Annotated in this window: 17 protein-coding genes; 10 read left to right on the top strand and 7 right to left on the bottom strand. The window is 66.2% G+C overall.

The window, feature by feature from the left end; genetic code table 11:
• Positions 1–235 precede the first annotated feature (235 nt).
• Both DEI96_RS17745 and DEI96_RS17740 read right to left on the bottom strand, forming a co-directional pair.
• A complete protein-coding gene (locus DEI96_RS17745) occupies positions 236–835 on the bottom strand; it encodes a hypothetical protein (RefSeq protein WP_146246858.1) in 600 nt (199 codons plus the stop codon).
• Positions 799–1,719, bottom strand: a complete 921-nt coding sequence (locus DEI96_RS17740) for a hypothetical protein (RefSeq protein WP_146246859.1) — start codon at positions 1,717–1,719, stop codon at positions 799–801. The genes DEI96_RS17745 and DEI96_RS17740 overlap by 37 nt, the downstream gene beginning before the upstream one ends.
• A gap of 313 nt (positions 1,720–2,032) precedes the next feature.
• Between DEI96_RS17740 and DEI96_RS17735 the strand changes: the two genes are divergently transcribed.
• The 6 genes from DEI96_RS17735 (at position 2,033) to DEI96_RS17710 (ending at position 9,951) form a co-directional block, all read left to right on the top strand.
• Positions 2,033–3,064, top strand: a complete 1,032-nt coding sequence (locus DEI96_RS17735; protein WP_111022537.1) for a hypothetical protein — start codon at positions 2,033–2,035, stop codon at positions 3,062–3,064.
• Positions 3,065–3,331: 267 nt separating this feature from the next.
• A complete protein-coding gene (locus DEI96_RS17730) occupies positions 3,332–3,586 on the top strand; it encodes a hypothetical protein (protein WP_131845096.1) in 255 nt (84 codons plus the stop codon).
• A gap of 206 nt (positions 3,587–3,792) precedes the next feature.
• A complete protein-coding gene (locus DEI96_RS17725) occupies positions 3,793–4,722 on the top strand; it encodes a TnsA-like heteromeric transposase endonuclease subunit (protein ID WP_111022538.1) in 930 nt (309 codons plus the stop codon).
• An 11-nt stretch (positions 4,723–4,733) separates the two neighbouring features.
• Positions 4,734–6,899, top strand: a complete 2,166-nt coding sequence (locus DEI96_RS17720) for a Mu transposase C-terminal domain-containing protein (RefSeq protein ID WP_146246860.1) — start codon at positions 4,734–4,736, stop codon at positions 6,897–6,899.
• A gap of 20 nt (positions 6,900–6,919) precedes the next feature.
• Positions 6,920–8,017, top strand: a complete 1,098-nt coding sequence (locus DEI96_RS17715; RefSeq protein ID WP_146246861.1) for an ATP-binding protein — start codon at positions 6,920–6,922, stop codon at positions 8,015–8,017.
• Positions 8,014–9,951, top strand: coding sequence for a TniQ family protein (locus tag DEI96_RS17710; protein WP_111022542.1), 1,938 nt, complete (start codon positions 8,014–8,016; stop codon positions 9,949–9,951). The genes DEI96_RS17715 and DEI96_RS17710 overlap by 4 nt, the downstream gene beginning before the upstream one ends.
• Before the next feature lie 574 nt (positions 9,952–10,525).
• On the opposite strand, the gene DEI96_RS17705 is transcribed toward DEI96_RS17710, so the two are convergent.
• The 4 genes from DEI96_RS17705 to DEI96_RS17690 all read right to left on the bottom strand — a co-directional run bounded on the left by DEI96_RS17705 (position 10,526) and on the right by DEI96_RS17690 (position 13,194).
• On the bottom strand, positions 10,526–10,909 hold the full coding sequence (locus DEI96_RS17705) for a hypothetical protein (RefSeq protein ID WP_131845099.1): 384 nt from the start codon (positions 10,907–10,909) through the stop codon (positions 10,526–10,528).
• A 217-nt stretch (positions 10,910–11,126) separates the two neighbouring features.
• Positions 11,127–11,699 (bottom strand): type II CBASS E2 protein, encoded by a 573-nt coding sequence (locus DEI96_RS17700; RefSeq protein ID WP_146246862.1) that lies wholly within the window; start codon positions 11,697–11,699, stop codon positions 11,127–11,129.
• 23 nt (positions 11,700–11,722) lie between these two features.
• Entirely contained in the window at positions 11,723–12,514 is a 792-nt protein-coding gene (locus DEI96_RS17695) for an adenylate/guanylate cyclase domain-containing protein (RefSeq protein ID WP_207896076.1), read from the bottom strand.
• Between the two features lie 146 nt (positions 12,515–12,660).
• Positions 12,661–13,194, bottom strand: coding sequence for a Pycsar system effector family protein (locus DEI96_RS17690; protein ID WP_111022544.1), 534 nt, complete (start codon positions 13,192–13,194; stop codon positions 12,661–12,663).
• 170 nt (positions 13,195–13,364) lie between these two features.
• Here DEI96_RS17690 and DEI96_RS17685 point away from each other — a divergent pair, with 170 nt between their 5' ends.
• On the top strand, positions 13,365–13,859 hold the full coding sequence (locus tag DEI96_RS17685; protein ID WP_111022545.1) for an ImmA/IrrE family metallo-endopeptidase: 495 nt from the start codon (positions 13,365–13,367) through the stop codon (positions 13,857–13,859).
• 155 nt (positions 13,860–14,014) lie between these two features.
• Complete coding sequence (locus DEI96_RS17680; protein ID WP_131845101.1) at positions 14,015–14,830, top strand: hypothetical protein; 816 nt, start codon at positions 14,015–14,017, stop codon at positions 14,828–14,830.
• Positions 14,831–15,074: 244 nt separating this feature from the next.
• Here DEI96_RS17680 and DEI96_RS17675 read toward each other — a convergent pair whose 3' ends face one another.
• A complete protein-coding gene (locus DEI96_RS17675; RefSeq protein ID WP_146246863.1) occupies positions 15,075–16,517 on the bottom strand; it encodes an ArnT family glycosyltransferase in 1,443 nt (480 codons plus the stop codon).
• A 75-nt stretch (positions 16,518–16,592) separates the two neighbouring features.
• On the opposite strand from DEI96_RS17675, the gene DEI96_RS17670 reads away from it, so the two are divergent.
• On the top strand, positions 16,593–17,057 hold the full coding sequence (locus DEI96_RS17670) for a hypothetical protein (RefSeq protein WP_146246864.1): 465 nt from the start codon (positions 16,593–16,595) through the stop codon (positions 17,055–17,057).
• A 53-nt stretch (positions 17,058–17,110) separates the two neighbouring features.
• The gene (locus DEI96_RS17665) at positions 17,111–17,530 is read left to right on the top strand and encodes a DoxX family protein (protein WP_027466888.1); all 420 of its coding nucleotides are present in this window, start codon (positions 17,111–17,113) and stop codon (positions 17,528–17,530) included.
• Positions 17,531–17,573 lie beyond the last annotated feature (43 nt).

Raw genomic sequence — 17,573 nt, 5'->3', positions numbered from 1 at the left:
TCGGCGGAGGTCGGCGTGGCCGGACCGGAGCGAACGCAGAACTTGTCGCTGACCCGGTCGCCCCCAGCAGTGCGCGTCGCGGGACCAGGGTGATCGATCGCCGGCGCGCCGCCGGATGTCACTACCCGCTTCACCGTCCACGCATTGCGGCGCCGACGGCGCGCGCTGCGTCGTTCGGTCATCTTCCAGGCGCATCGTCCCCCGGTGGCATGGGTGCGGCTCGAAGCTTGTCCAGTCATTCACGTCGTCCTTCCGAAGGTATCCGCTCCAGGCCTTTGATCACGGCTGCTGGGCGGAAGCGGGCGAGCCAGGTGATGGGGGTCAGCTCGCCCATGGCGACGAGATGGGTCTGTGGCGTAGCCATGTGGTCGTCTAGCTCGAGTGGGCCGATGTGTCGCTGGGCCACCGCGCGCGCGATCTGAGCCGTGTGCGGTAGGACCCCTAACGGGGTGTCGGCGAATTGCCAGCGCTGAAGGCGGTCTTCGCCGTGAATTACGTGCGCGACGAGCTGTTGGTCCTCGATCGCGTCGTGGATGTTCGCGGCGGTCGTGTGGAGTCTTCGCGCCGCTTCCGGGACGGAGAGGGTCTGAAGCACCTCACGGGCATGTAAGGCGACGCGTTGTGCGACCGGGTCGTGTGGTGCGGGCCGGGTGATGGCCGGGGGATCGAAGGTCAGCTCCTCGAGCGCGTCAAGGAGCGCTCCGTAAATCACGCTTGCTGGAAGGCGTCGACGTCGGACCAACGTTCGGATGCGTGCAAGCTGTGCGACCGCGAGGTCGGAATCGCTGTCGTCGCCGGTCAGCGGCGCGGCACTAGTCGTGACTTGCCGTTCCATTGCCCCCACCCCCAACCGAGCGATGCGACGACTTTCTGGACACATCCCGCGAGGGTGTCCAGGGCCGGGCGGCACGCCTTGAGATCATCGAGGGCGTCCACCCTGATCGTGCTGACGGCGTCGTGCAGCGTCGGCCACGCCGGGCCGAGGTAGCGACGGAACAGTGGGCCGTGCGCGGCGATGTCTTTCTCCGCCCCGCAGCAAATGATCCGGGCCCCGACCGTCACGAGGCCTTGCGCGGCGTGGTGGATCAGGTGTTCGGCGGAGAGCTGGTCGGCGTCGAGGAGGCCGTCGACGCCGGTCGCTCGGACCGTGTTCGCGAGCAGCTCATTCACGCGCCGCACGAAGTGCTCATTGACCGCTGGTCTCGGGGCGGGTAGATCGGCGACGGTGCACCAGGCGCGCCAGGCCACGGTGTTGAGGAAGCAGTTCCTCGCCGCGTGGGATGGAAACCACGCCCTGACATCGGCGTCGCTGGTCGGAATCGGGTCGATGTCAAGAGCGTGGCACGGCGTTGCGGACGCGACCAGGAGACGGACGCCGTCCTCTGCGCCTCGAAGGAACGGTGTGATGTTCGTCCACGCATCTGCCGCGGCTCCGTCGCCGTTCACCAGGGCCAACGGTCCGCGGTCGTCGGCCGCGAGGTCGGTGAGCCACTCCGGCGGGGCCAGACGCGGAACGATCCGTTCGGGGTCCGCGACGACCACGCGAGGTGGCGTGGAGAACTTGCCCGCCGCTAATACGCCAGCGATATACGAGCCGAGGACGGGAAAGTGCGAGGCCGCGCTGCCAGGTGGAGTCGGGCCGATCCTGGACACGACAGCGGGAGCGAATCCCGGAAGGACGGTCAGGTCCGGAAACGATTCGATACGTGTCAGATTCACCTTAACCACCTCTCTGCGGGCACGCAGAAACAGCGCCCCGTCGAGGGCGCGAGACCAGATCGCGTCGACGGCACCGAACCGTCGTCGTGTAGGGAAGTTACGCAGGCGTTCTGGTCGCGTCCAGCCGTAAACGTCGGCCGCCGTCCGCGATCTTGTACGCCGCGGAACAGTACGTTCTAGGCTGGTATATGTCACAACACCTGGTGAGAGCGGCACTGGAGCCGATGGGCGCGCTCGAAACGACGCTGGCGAACCTGTTTTCAAGCGGCTATAAGTTGGCGTCATTTGACCGCAGTGCTTATAGTTCTCGTCCATGTGGGACGACCTCGCCGAGGTGCTGCGTCTGATGCGCGCCGAGGCGATCCCGGTTGTGCCCCAGGATCCGATGCACTGGGATGTGCGGCGAAGGGGCGAGGGCGTGCTCTTCCGGATCCGCTTCTCGCAGCGCCCTCCATCGCCAGCGCGCGTCGACGCGGAAGTCGCTGCGCTTGCTCGCGCGCGCCCCGTTGTGTCCGCCGGCGGTGAGCTGCGCCAACCGGTGGGCGTGCTCTACGTGACCGCCCGGATCAGCAAGAGCCTTCGGGAGCGAGCCCGTTACGACTCCGCGGTGGCCGCGGTGGCCGTGGACCAGCGGGACTTGGTCGTCTTCAACAGGGACCACCAGAAAAAGCTGACTTCGCGTGGGCGGTTGCCGCGCGGCCGGTGGGCGTTGCAACGGGCGCTCCTGAGAACGGCGGAACCCCGCACTCCAACCACGCTCGCGAGGGAAGCCGGCGTCTCACAGCCCGCGGCCTGGCAGTACCTGGTTGAGCAGGGGCTCCCCGGCGTAGAGCGCGTTGGCCGCGGCTTCGTCGCAGGCGACCCCGAGCTTGTGTGGACGGAATGCCTGGCTCACCACGCTGCGCTTCTGCAACATGACACGAACGGCGGGGGTACGTACTGGCGGCCGCGTGCTGGGACGAGCCTGGGGCTTCTGGAGCAGGCGGCGATCGCGGCCACGGAACTGAGTCGGTACCGAGCCGGTGAGACCGTCGCGCTCCTCCTGCCAGAACGCTCCCTGGAACCGACACCACTCTCGCCCGCTTTGGTGTTGCTGGCCGCGGTGAACGCTCCACCCGGAAACAGTCAATTCGAACCCAGCGACGCCGCCGACGCCTCGCTGGAGATTCGAGTCGTCCAGGATCCGACGCTCGCGGCCACGGCGCGCTCATGGCGCCCCTCCGGAGCTGCTGGTTCCTTGACTGTCGACCCGATTGTCTTGGCCTGCGAACTGCAAGGGCGAGGAGAGTTCGCTCACGTGGCCATCCTGCGTCACGCGGCGATGTCGGCGTTCGGGGCTGGGTGAAGCAACGAAGCAGCGCTACCCTGATCAAGCCAGAACAGCACGCCAGAACGCGCGACGAGGCTCCCCGTCAGGTGAGCCGTCGCGACCGGCGAGCACGTCAACGAAGTCGTGCGTTGCTGGTGAACCGAACACGTCGGCTGCGCACCGAGAAGACCTAGCCCGTCTTCCCTTCGCCACTGACATTTTCGGAGCGGATGGGGATCCCTGCTGGTTATTTTGTCATGCCGTCCGAGGCCATGACAACCAGCTGGACGAGGAGCATCCGCTGTGAACTCGAACGAAGAACGCCTCCTGCGGCAGGTCGCGGCGACGTCCCGACACGTCGACGACGCGCACCGGGAGATTTTGGAACTGGAGGGCGCACGAGCGCGCGAAGCCCTTTACGCGCACGAGACCGGGGTACCCGTGCCAATGCTCGCCGAAGCGGTGGGCCAGTCGGCGGACGCGGTCGAGCGGTGGCTCGAAGCCGCCCGAGTGTCCCGAGACGCTGAGCGTTCGCCGAGAAACCACCTTCGCCATTAGCCCCACCGGATCCGCAGTCGTCTGTCACGGTTCGATAGGGCGGCGTCCCGTGAACGCATGCCATAGGTTGAACGATTCGACATCAGGGGCCCATAACGGTACCCCATACGGGTATATGTGGACGAGCCGGTGGGGGACGTCCCGCGGTCATTGCGACGCCGCGCGCCGTGCGACTCTGAGGCCATTCACGACCGAGGAGGCCCCTGATGATCGCTGCGCGCTGGGACGAGCCCGTGTTCCGTGAGTGGAATCCGTCAAGCTCACGGCTCGCCGAGCCTCAACCGCGGATGTTGTCGGACCTCTGGGACGCGCTCGAGGACCTGCGGGCTTCATCCCGGCTGCGACCGGGGCAGCGCGCGCGCCTGTCCCGTCCCGTGAGAGGGCCGCGGCGGATTGTGTTCCCGGAGCGACGTGAGGGAGACCGCGGAGCACGCATCCTCCTCACCGCTAATGGCCGCTCCGGCTACGAGCGCACACTTTCGTCGCTCACGCTGCGGGATCTTGTGCTCTGCCACCCCACCCGGGACTACTCCCGTCGCCCACGGCAGCTGAACAAGCCAATCGCGTTTTACAGCCGGACCGTCCGAGATCTGGTGATGTGTGAGTCGCAACTTGAGTCGAAGTTCGTGCTCATCGCGGACTGGCACCCAGGCGCTGTCCACGTCGCCGCGCAGCCCTTCACGCTTGAATTCCCGGCAGACTCGGCGGTTCGACTGCACACGCCGGACTTCGTTCTCATCGGAGCCGACGGTTCTGTTCTGGTCGTCGACGTGAAACGCCCTGACGACGCGGAGCGCCCCGAGACGATCGAGCGGCACGCGGCGGTGTCCCGATTGTTGGCTCAGGCAGGAATCCGCCACGTCGTCTGGACCGGCTCGGACCCCACGGCGTTGGAGAACCTCGCGAACTTTGCCGGCGCGTTCGTCCCCGACTCGCTGTTCACGCACACCGCCCCAACGTTGCTGGCCGCTCACCGTGATGGCATGACTGTCCGACAGCTCGCGAACGCGGCCGCCGAACAAGCGGTGCCAGCGAACGTCGCGATTGTCGCCGTCCGGCGGCTCCTGTGGGAACGCAGACTCGCGGTCGATATGACCGTGCCGTTCTCAACGCGGTCCATCGTCCACCGCACATAGGTCGAGCCCCGTTGGCTAAGTCGACGCATACGCTGAGGGTCGGAGCGAAACTGCGGTGGGACGGCGAGGATGTCGTCATCGCCCGGCTCGGAGCGACGGTGCTGCTCAAGACGCCGTTGGGTGAGCGACTCGGCGAAGTCCCGTTCGGAGAGGTCTCCGCCGCGGCACGAGGCGGCAGAGCCTCCCCCGACGCTCCGAAACTCCACGACGTCGAAGCGAGGCTCTCCAAGAGCGCACTCGACCGATTACATCGAGACCAGGACCTGCTGCGGGTGCTGAACACCGGATTGCACGCGGACGCGCCACCGCATGCGGTACCTCCGCCGTACCTTGATCCGGAACAGCGTCCCGTCGGACGGCGAGCGACGGCCGTCGCGGCAGAGATCGCCGCTCAGACGCAGACTGCCGGGCTGAGGAACGGCGGCCGGATCAAACACAAGAGCGCGATGCGGCGGCTCCAGCGGCTCCGGGAACGCTACGGGGACGGCAACGGCAGCGGACTCGTCGACAAGCGGCTGCTGCGTCCGTCGACTCACAGGACGCCGGAACCGGTGATCACTGAACTGTGCGCGTACATCGACAAGCACAATCTGAAGTCGTCGGTGAGCAACGCCGCCATCGTGCGGGGCTTCCTCGCGTTCTGCTTGCTCGAAAAGCTCGTCCTGCCGATGCCGCACTCGTCCACCCTCCGCAAGCGGGTCGCGGAGCTCCGGGCGGCGTTCCCCGACCTCGGCGCCAATGCGAAGAACCGGGTGTCAGCATCGAACGTCCCCGAGATCTCCGATGTGCAACGTCTGGCTACGCGCGTCGGCGAGCTGGTGCTCTTCGACACCACGAAATCCAATGTCTGGGTCACGGATCCGCGCACAAAACGGAAGGCTCGGCTCGACATCACGCTCGCCCTCGACCTCGCGACCCGCGCGATCGTCGGACTGGCGGTCACGGCCGACACACCACAGTTCGCCATCGGCCTCTGCGTCGCTGACGTCCTCCGACCCAAGACCGCTGAACTCGCGGAGACGTGGACGTCGCCCGGTGACTTCTCGCTCCAGCAGATCAGCGTTGGAAGCCCCCACGAGATCAGCCCGTTCTACTCGCAAGCCTTCCACCCTGAGGGAGCCGTCGCGGACAATGGACGGCCCTACGTCTCGATGTACACCACAGGCATCATGGCCGAGGCGGGCATCCATTACGAACCGCAACGTTCGTACACACCGACCGACAAGGCGCAGATCGAAAGGGTGTTCCGCACCATCAAGGACATGTTCGAGGCGCTTATGCCCGGCTTCACGGGAGGTTCGGTCTACGAGCAAGGGGAGGACCCTGCCGCGGACGCGCGGATGACGCCGCTGGAGTATGAGCGCCGACTCCGGCAATGCATCGACATTTACAACCACCGCACCCACACCGGTCTGGTCGTCCCAGGCGACCCCTTCGAACGCCTCAGCCCTTTCATGATGTGGGGGTTGCTGCTGTCGGAGCAGGGGTGGGTTCCGGATGTGTCGTGGGAGCACGAGTGGATCAAGTTGCTACCCTCCGAGGCTCGCACCATCCGCACCGGCAACCGGATCCGCGCCGCACGACTTGACTACAAGAGCCGCGACCTCAAGGCCCTGCGGGGAGACCCCGATGTCATGCGAACCGGAAAGCTGCGCATCCACTACGACCCGTACGACCTCCGATGGGCCTACTGCTTCGACTCGGCTGGCACGCTCCATATCCTTCACTGGCAGTACCTCACCCGACACACCGAACAATTCGGCATCATGCACACGAATTGGGTGGTCGAGCAGTACGCCGACAAGCGGCTCAGCAACAACGACATCGACCGTTTAATCGCCGAGGTCATGGCCGGCGCCCACGATGAACCCGGCCGACTGGAGCGGATGCGCCACGTCGACCTCATCGACGACCTCGTCGTGCTCCAGGCCGCGCGGCTCACCAGCCCGGAGGCTGGCGTTCCAGTACTCGAAGCACCAGAACGGGCCGCATCTTCCCGGCAGGCGCTGCCCGTCGCCCGGCCGTCAGAGACCATCGGCGGTTCGACGACGCGACCGTTCACGGGTTCTGACAGCTCAGGGGGGATGAACGCCGCAGACACGCCAACCACAGGAACGAAGTCGGGGCCCGCGCGCCGTGCTCTGCGAAGTTTCACGCTCCCCGGAGGCGCAGAGTGACCGCGTTGACGCCCAGTCCCTTGATCGAGTTCGACGAAGGTGCCATGGCGTTGCTCACACCACACGACCGCGGTTACGTCCGTAGAATCCTCGCCCTGGACGTCCCCGACCCGCGGCGACGTTCCCGTGAGGAGATCGACGCTCTGGCTCCACGTGACCGCGTCCGCTATGACCGCGCCCGCGCCCGGTTCCTCCGCTCGATGCCCGCCTTGATCACCTGCGCTGGCGAGCGCGTCCTCAGCACGCTCCGCGTCGCCGCGAAATCGTCGGTCGATCAGGAGGACCGCAATCAGGACACCCTGGTGCTCTCGGGCGAACCCGGTGTCGGCAAGACGACCCTGGCGAAGATGTTCGTCGCCGCTGAACTCTGCCGTCTCGCGATCAATCGCTCGATCGACATCGAGGACGGCGTCGCCAGCTCGCTCGAGCAGTTCCGGCCCGCGATCTTCATCCACCTTGAGGGCCCGATGACGGTCAACGAGCTGATCGACCTCGCGTGCACCGAGCTGGGCTGGATCGCCGACCGGAGGCCCCTGCGCGCTTTCAAGGAAGCCGCGACAAGATCCGGCCTCGAACTGATCGTCATCGACGAGATCCAGCACATCAACTTCTCTGGACGCACCGGACGGAACGTACACAACATCATCAGATGGATGAGCAACTTCGGCATCCGAGTGGTGCTCAGCGGCAACAACATCGACTGGGTGCTGCACAACAGCGGATCCGCGGAGCTGCAAGCCGGAGCCCGGAACTCTCGCGGGAGATGGATTCCCCTTGAGATCGACCGAATGGCCATCGACGACGAAGCCGGGCGAGAAGAATGGTTCGCCCTCCTCGATGGATTCGAAGCGCGGATCCGGCTCTCCGACGTCCCAACCGCGCCCGGTTGGCTCGCTGACGACCACGGTGTGTACCTGTGGGCGCGCACGAGCGGATACCTCAACGCCCTCGCCAGACTCGTCATCGATGCCACTGTCTGCGCGATGGACTCCGGAGCTGAAACGCTGACGCGAGAGGTGTTCGACCTGATACCGCTGCAGGAGGAGGTGGAAGCGGGGCGGGCCGGACGGATGGCCGTGTTCGAAGCAGGGGGATACTTCCCCGAAACTCCGAGATGAGCTACGGACTGACAGCCCCGACAAAGCTCGGACCCACCCTGCGCTTGCACCGCGGCGAGTGGCTGAACACAGCGATCACGCGGTGGAGCTGGGAAACGTTCGGCGCGTCCCGGTGGGCGCTGTTCCGAGCGTTCGGCCTCGAGACCGTGCCGCCCGCCCTCGTGCGGAGCCTTGCAGTCGGACTGCCCGCCGCAGTGCGCGACAACATCGCCGAAGCGACCGGTATCTCGCCGGCAGCCCTCGACGCTGCCACCATGCGCGCACTCGACGGGCAACTCGTCAACCTCACCGATCAAACGGCCTCCGGCACAACCAGCATCTCCACCCGCGGTCCGTGGTCTTGGCGCGCAGGAACCCGCTACTGCCCCGACTGCCTCATCGAGCGCCCCGGCGTGTTCAACCTCGCCTGGCGCAGCCCGTGGACCTTCTTCTGCCTGATCCACGAGCGCGTACTCCTCGACAGCTGCCCGCAGTGCACGCGACCGCTCACCGAAACACGCGACCGAACCCAACGGCTCTTCGATCCCTCGACCTGCCAAACGCCCCTCCGTGATCGAGACGGCAAACCCAGCCGAGACGTGTGCGGTGGTCGGCTCTCAGACACATGGGACCAGACCCTGCTCCCGACCACCGCGTGGCCCGCGATCGCGCAAGCATCGATCATCCTCTCCACTCGCGACGGGTCGGCCTGGGATCTGATCCGGTCGCTCCAAGCAGCAGCCGTCGCCCTCCGTGCCGCTCAGCTGCCCGAACTCGTCGCCGACCTCGCCGGCGTGCCACGGGATCTCCTCAGCGGCATGCTTGACAGCGAGGCCCACGCCGGCGCGACACCCCCACCGAACGCCGTTGCCATGGCGGCTCTTACCGGCGCCGCGTTCCATCTGACACAGATGCCACCCGAGGCCGCCGCCCCGATCATCCGCACGGTGACGTTCAGCCGCGCGCCTTCTCACGTCCCCCGCGGCGCCGGACACGGCCCCGGAAGCGTGCGGGAGCTGCTCGCGCGCTGGCCCGGCGCGCCACCGACGCTTCGCCGTCACGTGCTCCGAGCGCTCGACCAGGACTTCGGTGTCGGCCAGCGGGTTCTCCACGACACCACCGCCCTCGCTACGACCGTGCCCGGACCGTACATCGCTGCACGAAGGCTCAGCGGAGTCCCGGATCTGTGCTGGCCAGAGATCGCGGAACGGCTCGACGTCGGCGGCGCGGTGACCGGGCCGGCTCTTCAGCGCGGGTTGAGTGTCGCGATCCGGTTAACCGGCTCCGGGAGCGCTGCCGAAGTCGCCAACGACACCGCTCTCAAACGAGCGTTGCGCCCGACCATGCTCGGGACACCGCGACAGACCGACGCGCTGCTACAAGCTGTCGGCATAGTCTCCCGGCAGCTTGACGATGAAGGGTGCCCCGTCGATTACCGTCGACGCGTCCAGTTGCCCTTCGAGGGCCTCCTCCCGATGAGCGATTGGGTAGCGATCGCGAACGCATCTGGTGTGCGGATCGGTGGAGCACGCCGCCTCATCCACGCGCGCCGGTACGCTTTCCAGCGCCTCACCGGCACCACGCTCGACAACGCGCCGACGGCCTTGGCGAGCCCGCGGAATCGAGCCGATGGCCATGAGTATGCGTCCTTCCGGCTCCGCATCACCGAAGAGCTGCAACAGCATCTGGACCTCTATCTGCGGTCCTTTCTCCTCGGCCATGGCGTGAACGAGCCCGTGGTGTGGTCGCCGACTCCGCCCCGGGTGCCGGAGGGACTCTTCGTCAGGCCGCCAACGGCGGCGCGAGTAGCCGCAGCCCTGTCGTCTGCAGTGGACGGGAAAGCGGGCCTCGCACGTCACGCCGGTGTGTCGCCTCGCCAGCTTGAATGGGCGGTCGAGTCGCGGCCCCCAAGAAACACCGAGCGAACGGGGAAGAGTCGCTCGCAACCTCGCTAGTCAGCGTCCGACTGGGCGCCCCACGTCTCGACAAATGGAAGACGCATTTGGTGCTGATCACCGGCGTCAAGGTCGCGGCAGGTTAGCAGCGACCATCAGCATCGACCAACGACGCCCATCTGAGAACGGCGCGCGTCGGGATCGATCTCGAACGCGCGGGAGAGCACGCGGTCCGGCTTCGCCAATGTCCCCACCAGCGTAAGGACGACCGCGCCGGTCCTGTCAAGGTTGGCCCGCCCCGAGCTGCGCCCGAGACCTCGTGGACCCCGCCGTGACCCCCATACCTGCTGCGTGACATCGCACGGCGGAACCAACTGCCCGGTCGCCGAGGTCGCCCTCGCGGTCCTGGCCGGACGGATCTCACCCGCGGGGAGCCACGCGGCAGGAACGGGCCGCCCTGAGCAGCCTTAGGTGCAGGGATGGACGCCTTGGCCTACCGGGCCTGAGTCGCTGCAGCCGCTGTAGCGATTGTTGACGATGTGTGCCCCGCTCGACGTGCTCGTGAGCGGGTTAATTGCTTCCCGGCGCAAATCCAGCAGAATCGATAGCCCGGGGTGCGTCGTCGCCGGGGGCATCAGCCCAGTTTTGTCCCTAGGACCATGAAGCCGATCAGAAATAGCCACAGTGCGGCCGCGAGTGCGAACCACTTGCCACAGAGATCGATGGAATCCGTCAGAGCACTCGTGCGCATCATGTGCGCGACCACCCGGGCTACGGCGCCGAGTAATGTGAGCGCACCTGCAGCGAGGATGAAGGTCGCGACCCCGGTTTTTGGCGAGCCTCCGACACCGAATGACACGTTTCCCGCGTGTACTGCGCCGATGAGCATGATGATTGACGACAACAGTATTGCAATACTCACCCAGGGCGCCCTGGAGGCCCAGAACGGCGCCTCTGCGGCCGCGTGATCAACATCTGACTCGGGGCATCTTGGTTTCGGTGAGGAAATCTCGCTCATCCCGTAAGCTTGCCACATTGTTGGCGCGAGAAGGCTGCCTGCACGTCCCTACCGAGCGATGACTGTCGGAGAGACTCCCAGGGGGGCGGGCGGCCAGCTTCCCGCGGCGCAAGCGTCGACTCGGGCCGGACTGCACCGGGCACGCAGTTCGGTGGCAGCATTAGAGAGGTGTCAGATGTCTGACGGTTGGCGGAGCACGACCATCAGGCGCTGCCGATCACTCGTTCTCGGTGACGCCGTCGCTGGGCCAGATTCCGCTGATGAACCACATCACGTAACAGGCGTGCCAGTGCGCGGCCCATGCCACGACGGTGGCCGACGTGTCCCTGGCGGGGTCCCAGTCGGACGGCTCCGCCACGCAGAGGGTTCCGCTGTCGAACAGGTGCGGAGAGCGCATGAACCTCCCACCTCGGCTCGCGCCACGGCGGGAGGGCTTGATGGGGATGATGCGCGGGAGACCATGGTCGAAGCGGTGCTCGATCCGGATCTCGAACAAGCCATAGCCGGTGTCGATCGTGCCTTCCCACACTGGCGGTCGATCGGCTTCAGTTGCGATGCGGAAGCTCGGAAATGCCGATGCCATAGCTTCGACGTCCCGGGCGAGTTCTCCCCCGTTAGTCCACCAGTCCCGAGTGCTGGGATGCTCGAGGACGTCTGCACCGCCGTGGAACGAGTGCTTCGTGATAGAGGATCCGGCGTCACCCGGATCGGTGAACACCACTCGTCCCGACGGTGACACCCAACGAGGAGAGTCGTAGCCGAGTGCATGAAGGGCTTGAAGCAGGGTCATCGTCGATCCGATCTCTCGTACGGTCAGCGGCCGGCGTCGCTTAAAACGGCGCGGATGTCTTCGGCAAACCCCGGAAGCGCCGGAACCAGCCGCCGCCAGGCGAAGTCGTGGAAGTGGTAGTACTTCGTCTCACCGTGACGGGTGTAGTACTTCGGGGACTCAGCGTGATGCTCGACAGCGTCACCAAGCGAGCGGGCGAACCGGTCGCCGACTACGACTTCCCAAGCGAGCGCGTACTTCTCACACTTCGAGGCAAAGTTCGCGGAGAACCCGACTGGGTTCACTTCGCTAGCGTGGACGGTCCCACTCCGGATGAACGCGACGGTGCCGAAGTCCGCGCCGGCACGGACCCGCACTCGCTCGATGCCGCGCAGTTCCAACCACGGATTCAGATTCTCACGAACCTCGCTCAACGCTCGCGCGCAAGCTGTCGCAGCGGTGAGGACCGCGATCTGCTCACTGATGAACGGATCGATGCCGAACATCGCGTACAGGCCATCTCCTCGCAGGCCGACTACCCACCCGCCCATTTCCTCGACGATCATCGCGACCCCCGACAGGACCGCGTCCGCGAGATTGGCGACTTCAGCCGGTTCGTCCCAGAACGACCGGGCCGTGAACTCGCGGAGGTCTATGAAGACACTCGCCACATCGTGGCTGGCCTGCTCACCCAGGCGGAGGTGTTGCAGCGACGGCGGCAGAGAAGTCTGAGCCTCGTTCTCGGCGAACGACTCCGACGCTGACGCGCGGAGAGTCTTCCGACCGTCATAGGCACTGAGTACTCGCTCGGTGAACGCGGACTTCGCTGCTGGCATCGGGATCCCCCTTCGTCCCGATCATCATGACCTGAACCACCGACAGGTCAAGCGTACCCCGACATGTCGGCGTAAGTGGGGACGTACGGGGTGCGCTGTCGGCAAGCCGGGAGGGGCGGCTCAAGCACTACTTGCGCGCGGTAGCCCTAATTGGGCGGGACGGTCGAAGCGAGCGCCACGAGTACGCCAGCTCCGATCACTGTGAGGATGAACCATCGCAGTGCAAGTGCGAACGCCTCGTACTTGGCCTTCGCGATCAGGGCCAATGCGTGGACCTGATTCCACGCCTGCTTCGCCGACGCCTTCTGAAACTCAGAGTCATCGACCACAAAGCTGCTCGCCACGCTCGGCCAGGCAAACGGGTTGCGGCCGCCCGACACGTTGGTGCGAGGGATGAGGGTTCGTACTGCACACCACACCGTGCCCACGGCGCCAACGACGAACACCGACACAGCGATGACGGCCGCGATCGACAACACCTGGTTTGATCCCGCGATCAGCGCCCAAGTCGGCGCGGCACGGCTCGCAGTTACCGTCGCGGTCGCACCAAGGCCCGCGGCGAGGATCGTGGCCTTGGTGTCTGCGTTCTTGATCCACGCGCCGGTCTCGCTGACGGCAAGCTTGGCGTACTCGAACGCCTGCTTCTCGTCCGCTGACTCAACCGGTTGGCGCTTGAACATGCAGGCAGTCTACGACGGTCGCACTGCGCGCCGCCGGTTGCGCGAGCGCCGCCGCCGTTCGCTGTGGGCATGAGCCGGGCCATATTTAGTCGACTCGCTCGGACCGTTTTGTCGGCTCCTACCACTACTATCAAGATACGTCCAGCAGCCCCAGCCCGAGAGGAGGCATCATGGTCCAGTCTGCAGATGAGCTGTCGTACACCGGCATCCGGCAGTACGCGGAGCGTATCGCGCAAGTACACAACGTCGTCAACGAGGATGGATCCACTGATGTCCTCAGGCTTGTAGGCGAACTTGGTGGCCGCGTTACCTACAACGAAGACGACCGCGAGGGCCTAATCGTGACCGGGCCGGGAAACTTCGAAATTCGATTGTCGCCGTTCACATCGTCGTGGCGGGATAAATTCACTATGGCGCACGAGTTAGGGCACTACTTTCTTCACTACCGGTTGCCGGGTCTTGACGCGGAAGAGCGGTTTGCTCGCGGTGCCCGGAATCATAGAGAGACCCAGGCGAACGTGTTTGCGGCGTCGCTGCTCATGCCTAGAGACACATTTGTCGAGGCGTGGACCGAACTCGGCGGAAGCGAGCGTCGACTCGCAGATCGTTTCGGCGTTTCCCCGGCGGCCGCTCGCGTGCAGGCCGAGGTTCTTCGACTGCAGTGAGAAGGCCCACGTGGGACCAGGGCGACCTATCCCTTCTGTTCGTCTCCTGTGACCTTGTTGGGTCTACCGCGTTCAAGCAGCGGGAGGACCGAGAAGGCGGGTGGGGTCGCCAGTTTCTCGAATTCTATCGAGAGCTTCCCCGCCTCGTAGGCGCCGTGTCAGAAGAAGGCAGCCTACCCGATCCGGAGTTCCAGCTCTGGAAGGTTGTCGGGGACGAAATGATTTTTACCAGCGTGGTGCGCGACGAGAAGGCAGTTGCAGACGCTGTTGCAGTCTGGCTCGAAGCCATGGAGCGGTACGAGAAAGCGACGTCGAAGACTGACCGCATGCAGACCCACGGAGGCGCTTTCATTGGCACATTCCCTGGGCCTGATTCGCACGTATTCATCGAATTGGATCCCTCAGCAAGCACCTCACAGTCCCAAGCCAGTACGGTGGCGCTAAATGAAGCAGCGCGTGACAACTACAACCCAAATACGCATCTGTTCGACTACTTGGGCCCTTCGGTGGACACCGGTTTCCGGGTGCTCTCGGAGTCAACCGCGCGACACTTCACGGTCAGCGTTGAGGTTGCTTGGGCAATCGCCGAGCACCAGAAACTGACAGGTGACACGGAGACGCTCCCGATGAGCTTGCTCGGACGGAAAGTGCTGAAGGGCGTCTGGGACGGTCGTCCCTACCCGTTGTTGGCCATTGATCGAGAGTATGTCGACAAGGTCCACGCAGCTGAACGCGCTCTCCTACCCGGATCAGGTGGGCCCAGTGAAGTCGCTGCGTTGTGCGAAGCGTGCAGTGCGACGCCTGGCTGGCCGTCTGCGCTGTACCTGCCAGGGTCAGAAAACCCTGCGTTCACGAGGCGGCCAGAAGACATTCTGAAGAGCCAGATGGAGAACGACACCACAGGCGCGGAAACGCCGCCGCCCCCTGCGGGCCAAGGCTCGGCCGTCGACGACGATCTACCAACCGACTGATCGGCGCGACGAACACTGGCGAGATGGTGTGCCACCGGTCGGCAGCGGGACCGGTGGCTATAAAACCCTGCCCTGGGACGCCGTCGGTCCCCGTGACGGTGCCGTTCGTGGCGGAGCGACACTTTGCGCACGCAACTGCGGCGACAGATTAGATGCGCAGCCGCGTAACCGAGCCTCTCTACGGCGACACTTTGCGCCTGCGTGCACAGCGTGGGCGCGCGACGCCTCGCCGACGTCGCGTCGACTAGCGGACGATCGTGAGGGCCCCGTCGTCCTCGCGGATGCGGCCGTCCTTCGGGACCCACACGCGCAGGCCGTCGAGCCTGCCCGTGGTGAAGGACGAGGCGTCGTCGTGCAGCAGGTTGGTCACGGCCTCCGGTGCGGGGAGCCGCTGGTCGCGTCCGACGACGATGGCGACGTAGGGGCCACGGTCGAGTCGGTTGGTGCCGTGGTCGCCGACGTACGGCAGGAAGAGCGTGGGAGTCGCCGACACGAACAGGATCCGACCCTCGGGTACATCGTGGTCCTCGAGGTACCCGGGCAACAGCGCGATCCCGGTCGGGTGCGCCCGCGCGACGGCCTGGCTCACCCGGAACGAGGGGACGACGAGCGTCGCGACGAGGACCAGCACGACCGGGACGGTCAGGGCCCTCGGGGGGACGGTGGCGAGTCGCGCGAAGCCGATGGCGGCGAGGACCAGCAGGAACGGCATCCACGCGGTGTAGTAGGTCGGCAGCGCGATCTTGGCCACGACGACGTAGAACCCGACGAGCAGCACCAGGGATGCGCCGACGTACGCGACCAGGCGGTCCGCCCGCACCACCAGGGCAGCGAGCACACCGATCGCGAGGACGACGAGCATCCCCTTGCCCGTGCCGTCGAGCAGGAACCGGAAGCTCGCCCACCACGGTGCGAACGTGTAGATCTGCCCGTCGATCGTGATCGGGTGCCCGTTGGTGTTCTGCCCCTCCTGGAACGCGACCATGTACTGGATCGCGGAACGGATGCCCATCGGGGCGTACAGGGCGACGAACGTCACCGTGAAGGCGGCGACCCAGAGCACGCCGCCGACGAGGCCCTTCCGCCAGGCCTTGAACACGACCGGGAGCAGCAGGAACGCCGGGAGCAGCACGATGGTCGACAGCTTGGACGTGACCGAGGCAGCCATGAGCACGCCGGACACGGGAGCGAGCCACCAGGCCCGTTCGCTGCGGATCCACCACCACGCGGCGACGATCGCGAACACGGCGAAGGCCGTCATCACCGGGTCGAGCAGGGCGAGCCGGTCGACCCGGGCACCCGCACCACCACGCGGGGTCAGCCACCACAGCGACGCCGCCAGCAGGGCACCCCAGTACCCGATCTCGCGACGCAGCCACAGGTACAGGACCACGCCGACCGCGAAGGTGAGCACGCCGACGAGGATCCGCGGCCCGATCGGACCCTGCCCGGTGAGGAGCTGCACGAGCCCGAACAGGTACTTGGCCGTCGGCGGGTGTTCGCGGTTCGCGGTGAAGTCGCCGTGGACGTACTGCCACCCGCTCTGCAGGTAGATGTTCTCGTCACCGGTGATGTTCGAGCCGGCCAGGTTCCAGAAGCACTGGTAGAGCGCGGCGATCACGACGAGGGAGGCGATCGTCAGGCGGAGGCGGAGGTCGCCGGCGAACCCGGATACTCGTGATGGCACCAGACGAACCTACTGGCCCCCCGACCGTCTTCGGTATCGACGTGTTAGGTTGTGCACAACCTAATGGAGCGCAACGTGAAACTCACCAGCTGGATCGGCCTCATCACCGGCGGCCTGCTCGCCGGGCACGGCATCGCCACGGTCCGCCGCACCCCGCTGCGCGCTCGAGCCCGGCAGATGCAGCGACGTGGATTCGAGCCGGGCGTCCCACACGCGCTCGGCATCCCTGGCCTGGAAGTCCTGTCCGGGCTCGGACTCGCCACCGCGGGGGTTCGCCGTGCATCCGTGAACGACCTGGTCGGCACCGGCTCCGCCATCGCGGTGACAGCCCTCGGCGGGACCCGGCTCGTGATCGACCGCGAAGACGGCTCGGTGACGAGCGCGACCGGTGGTGCTGCCGCACTCACACTCGCCGGCGTGCTGCGGCTGCTCACCTCGACCCGCGGCCGTCCGGTCGCGCGGATCCTCACGCTCGGTTCCGCCGCTGCCGCGATCACGTTCGAGGCCGCACGCCGACGCCGCGTCCTCCGCAGCCGCTGACCTCGCCCCCCACTCCACCGAACCCCACCACGACCGTGAAAGGCACCACCCCGATGGCAACCCGCACCCCCGCAGTCCGCTCCACCCGCCCCCGGACCATCGTCCGCATCCTGTTCGGTGCGATGCTCACCTGGGCCGGCATCAGTCACCTGACGGTGGCCCGCGAGGAGTTCCAGGCGCAGGTGCCGAAGTTCGTGCCGCTGCCGACCGACGTCACGGTGATCGCCTCCGGCGTGGTGGAGATCTCCCTCGGGGCTGCGCTGATGCTCCTGGCTCGGCGTCAGGTGACGGTCGGGTGGGTCGTCGCGGTGTTCTTCCTCGCGGTCTTCCCCGGCAACATCGCGCAGTGGATGCACCACCGCGACGGGTTCGGCCTGGACACCGACACCAAGCGCTTCGTCCGCCTGCTGTTCCAGCCCGTGCTCATCGCTGTCTCGCTGTGGGCGACGAACGCGCTGCGCAAGCGCCGCTGAACCGGCCCGCGCGAGCGCCACTGACCGACGCTGCACCCGCGCG

This window comes from Curtobacterium sp. MCLR17_031 (genome assembly GCF_003234775.2).
Lineage (GTDB): Bacteria > Actinomycetota > Actinomycetes > Actinomycetales > Microbacteriaceae > Curtobacterium > Curtobacterium flaccumfaciens.
This window is presented reverse-complemented; position numbering and strand designations above follow the sequence as displayed.

Coding starts and splice junctions, on each gene's coding strand:
- DEI96_RS17745 (WP_146246858.1), bottom strand. CDS start 835: ATGGAACGGCAAGTCACGACTAGTGCCGCGCCGCTGACCGGCGACGAC.
- DEI96_RS17735 (WP_111022537.1), top strand. CDS start 2,033: ATGTGGGACGACCTCGCCGAGGTGCTGCGTCTGATGCGCGCCGAGGCG.
- DEI96_RS17725 (WP_111022538.1), top strand. CDS start 3,793: ATGATCGCTGCGCGCTGGGACGAGCCCGTGTTCCGTGAGTGGAATCCG.
- DEI96_RS17710 (WP_111022542.1), top strand. CDS start 8,014: ATGAGCTACGGACTGACAGCCCCGACAAAGCTCGGACCCACCCTGCGC.
- DEI96_RS17705 (WP_131845099.1), bottom strand. CDS start 10,909: ATGAGCGAGATTTCCTCACCGAAACCAAGATGCCCCGAGTCAGATGTT.
- DEI96_RS17700 (WP_146246862.1), bottom strand. CDS start 11,699: ATGACCCTGCTTCAAGCCCTTCATGCACTCGGCTACGACTCTCCTCGT.
- DEI96_RS17695 (WP_207896076.1), bottom strand. CDS start 12,514: ATGCCAGCAGCGAAGTCCGCGTTCACCGAGCGAGTACTCAGTGCCTAT.
- DEI96_RS17690 (WP_111022544.1), bottom strand. CDS start 13,194: ATGTTCAAGCGCCAACCGGTTGAGTCAGCGGACGAGAAGCAGGCGTTC.
- DEI96_RS17685 (WP_111022545.1), top strand. CDS start 13,365: ATGGTCCAGTCTGCAGATGAGCTGTCGTACACCGGCATCCGGCAGTAC.
- DEI96_RS17665 (WP_027466888.1), top strand. CDS start 17,111: ATGGCAACCCGCACCCCCGCAGTCCGCTCCACCCGCCCCCGGACCATC.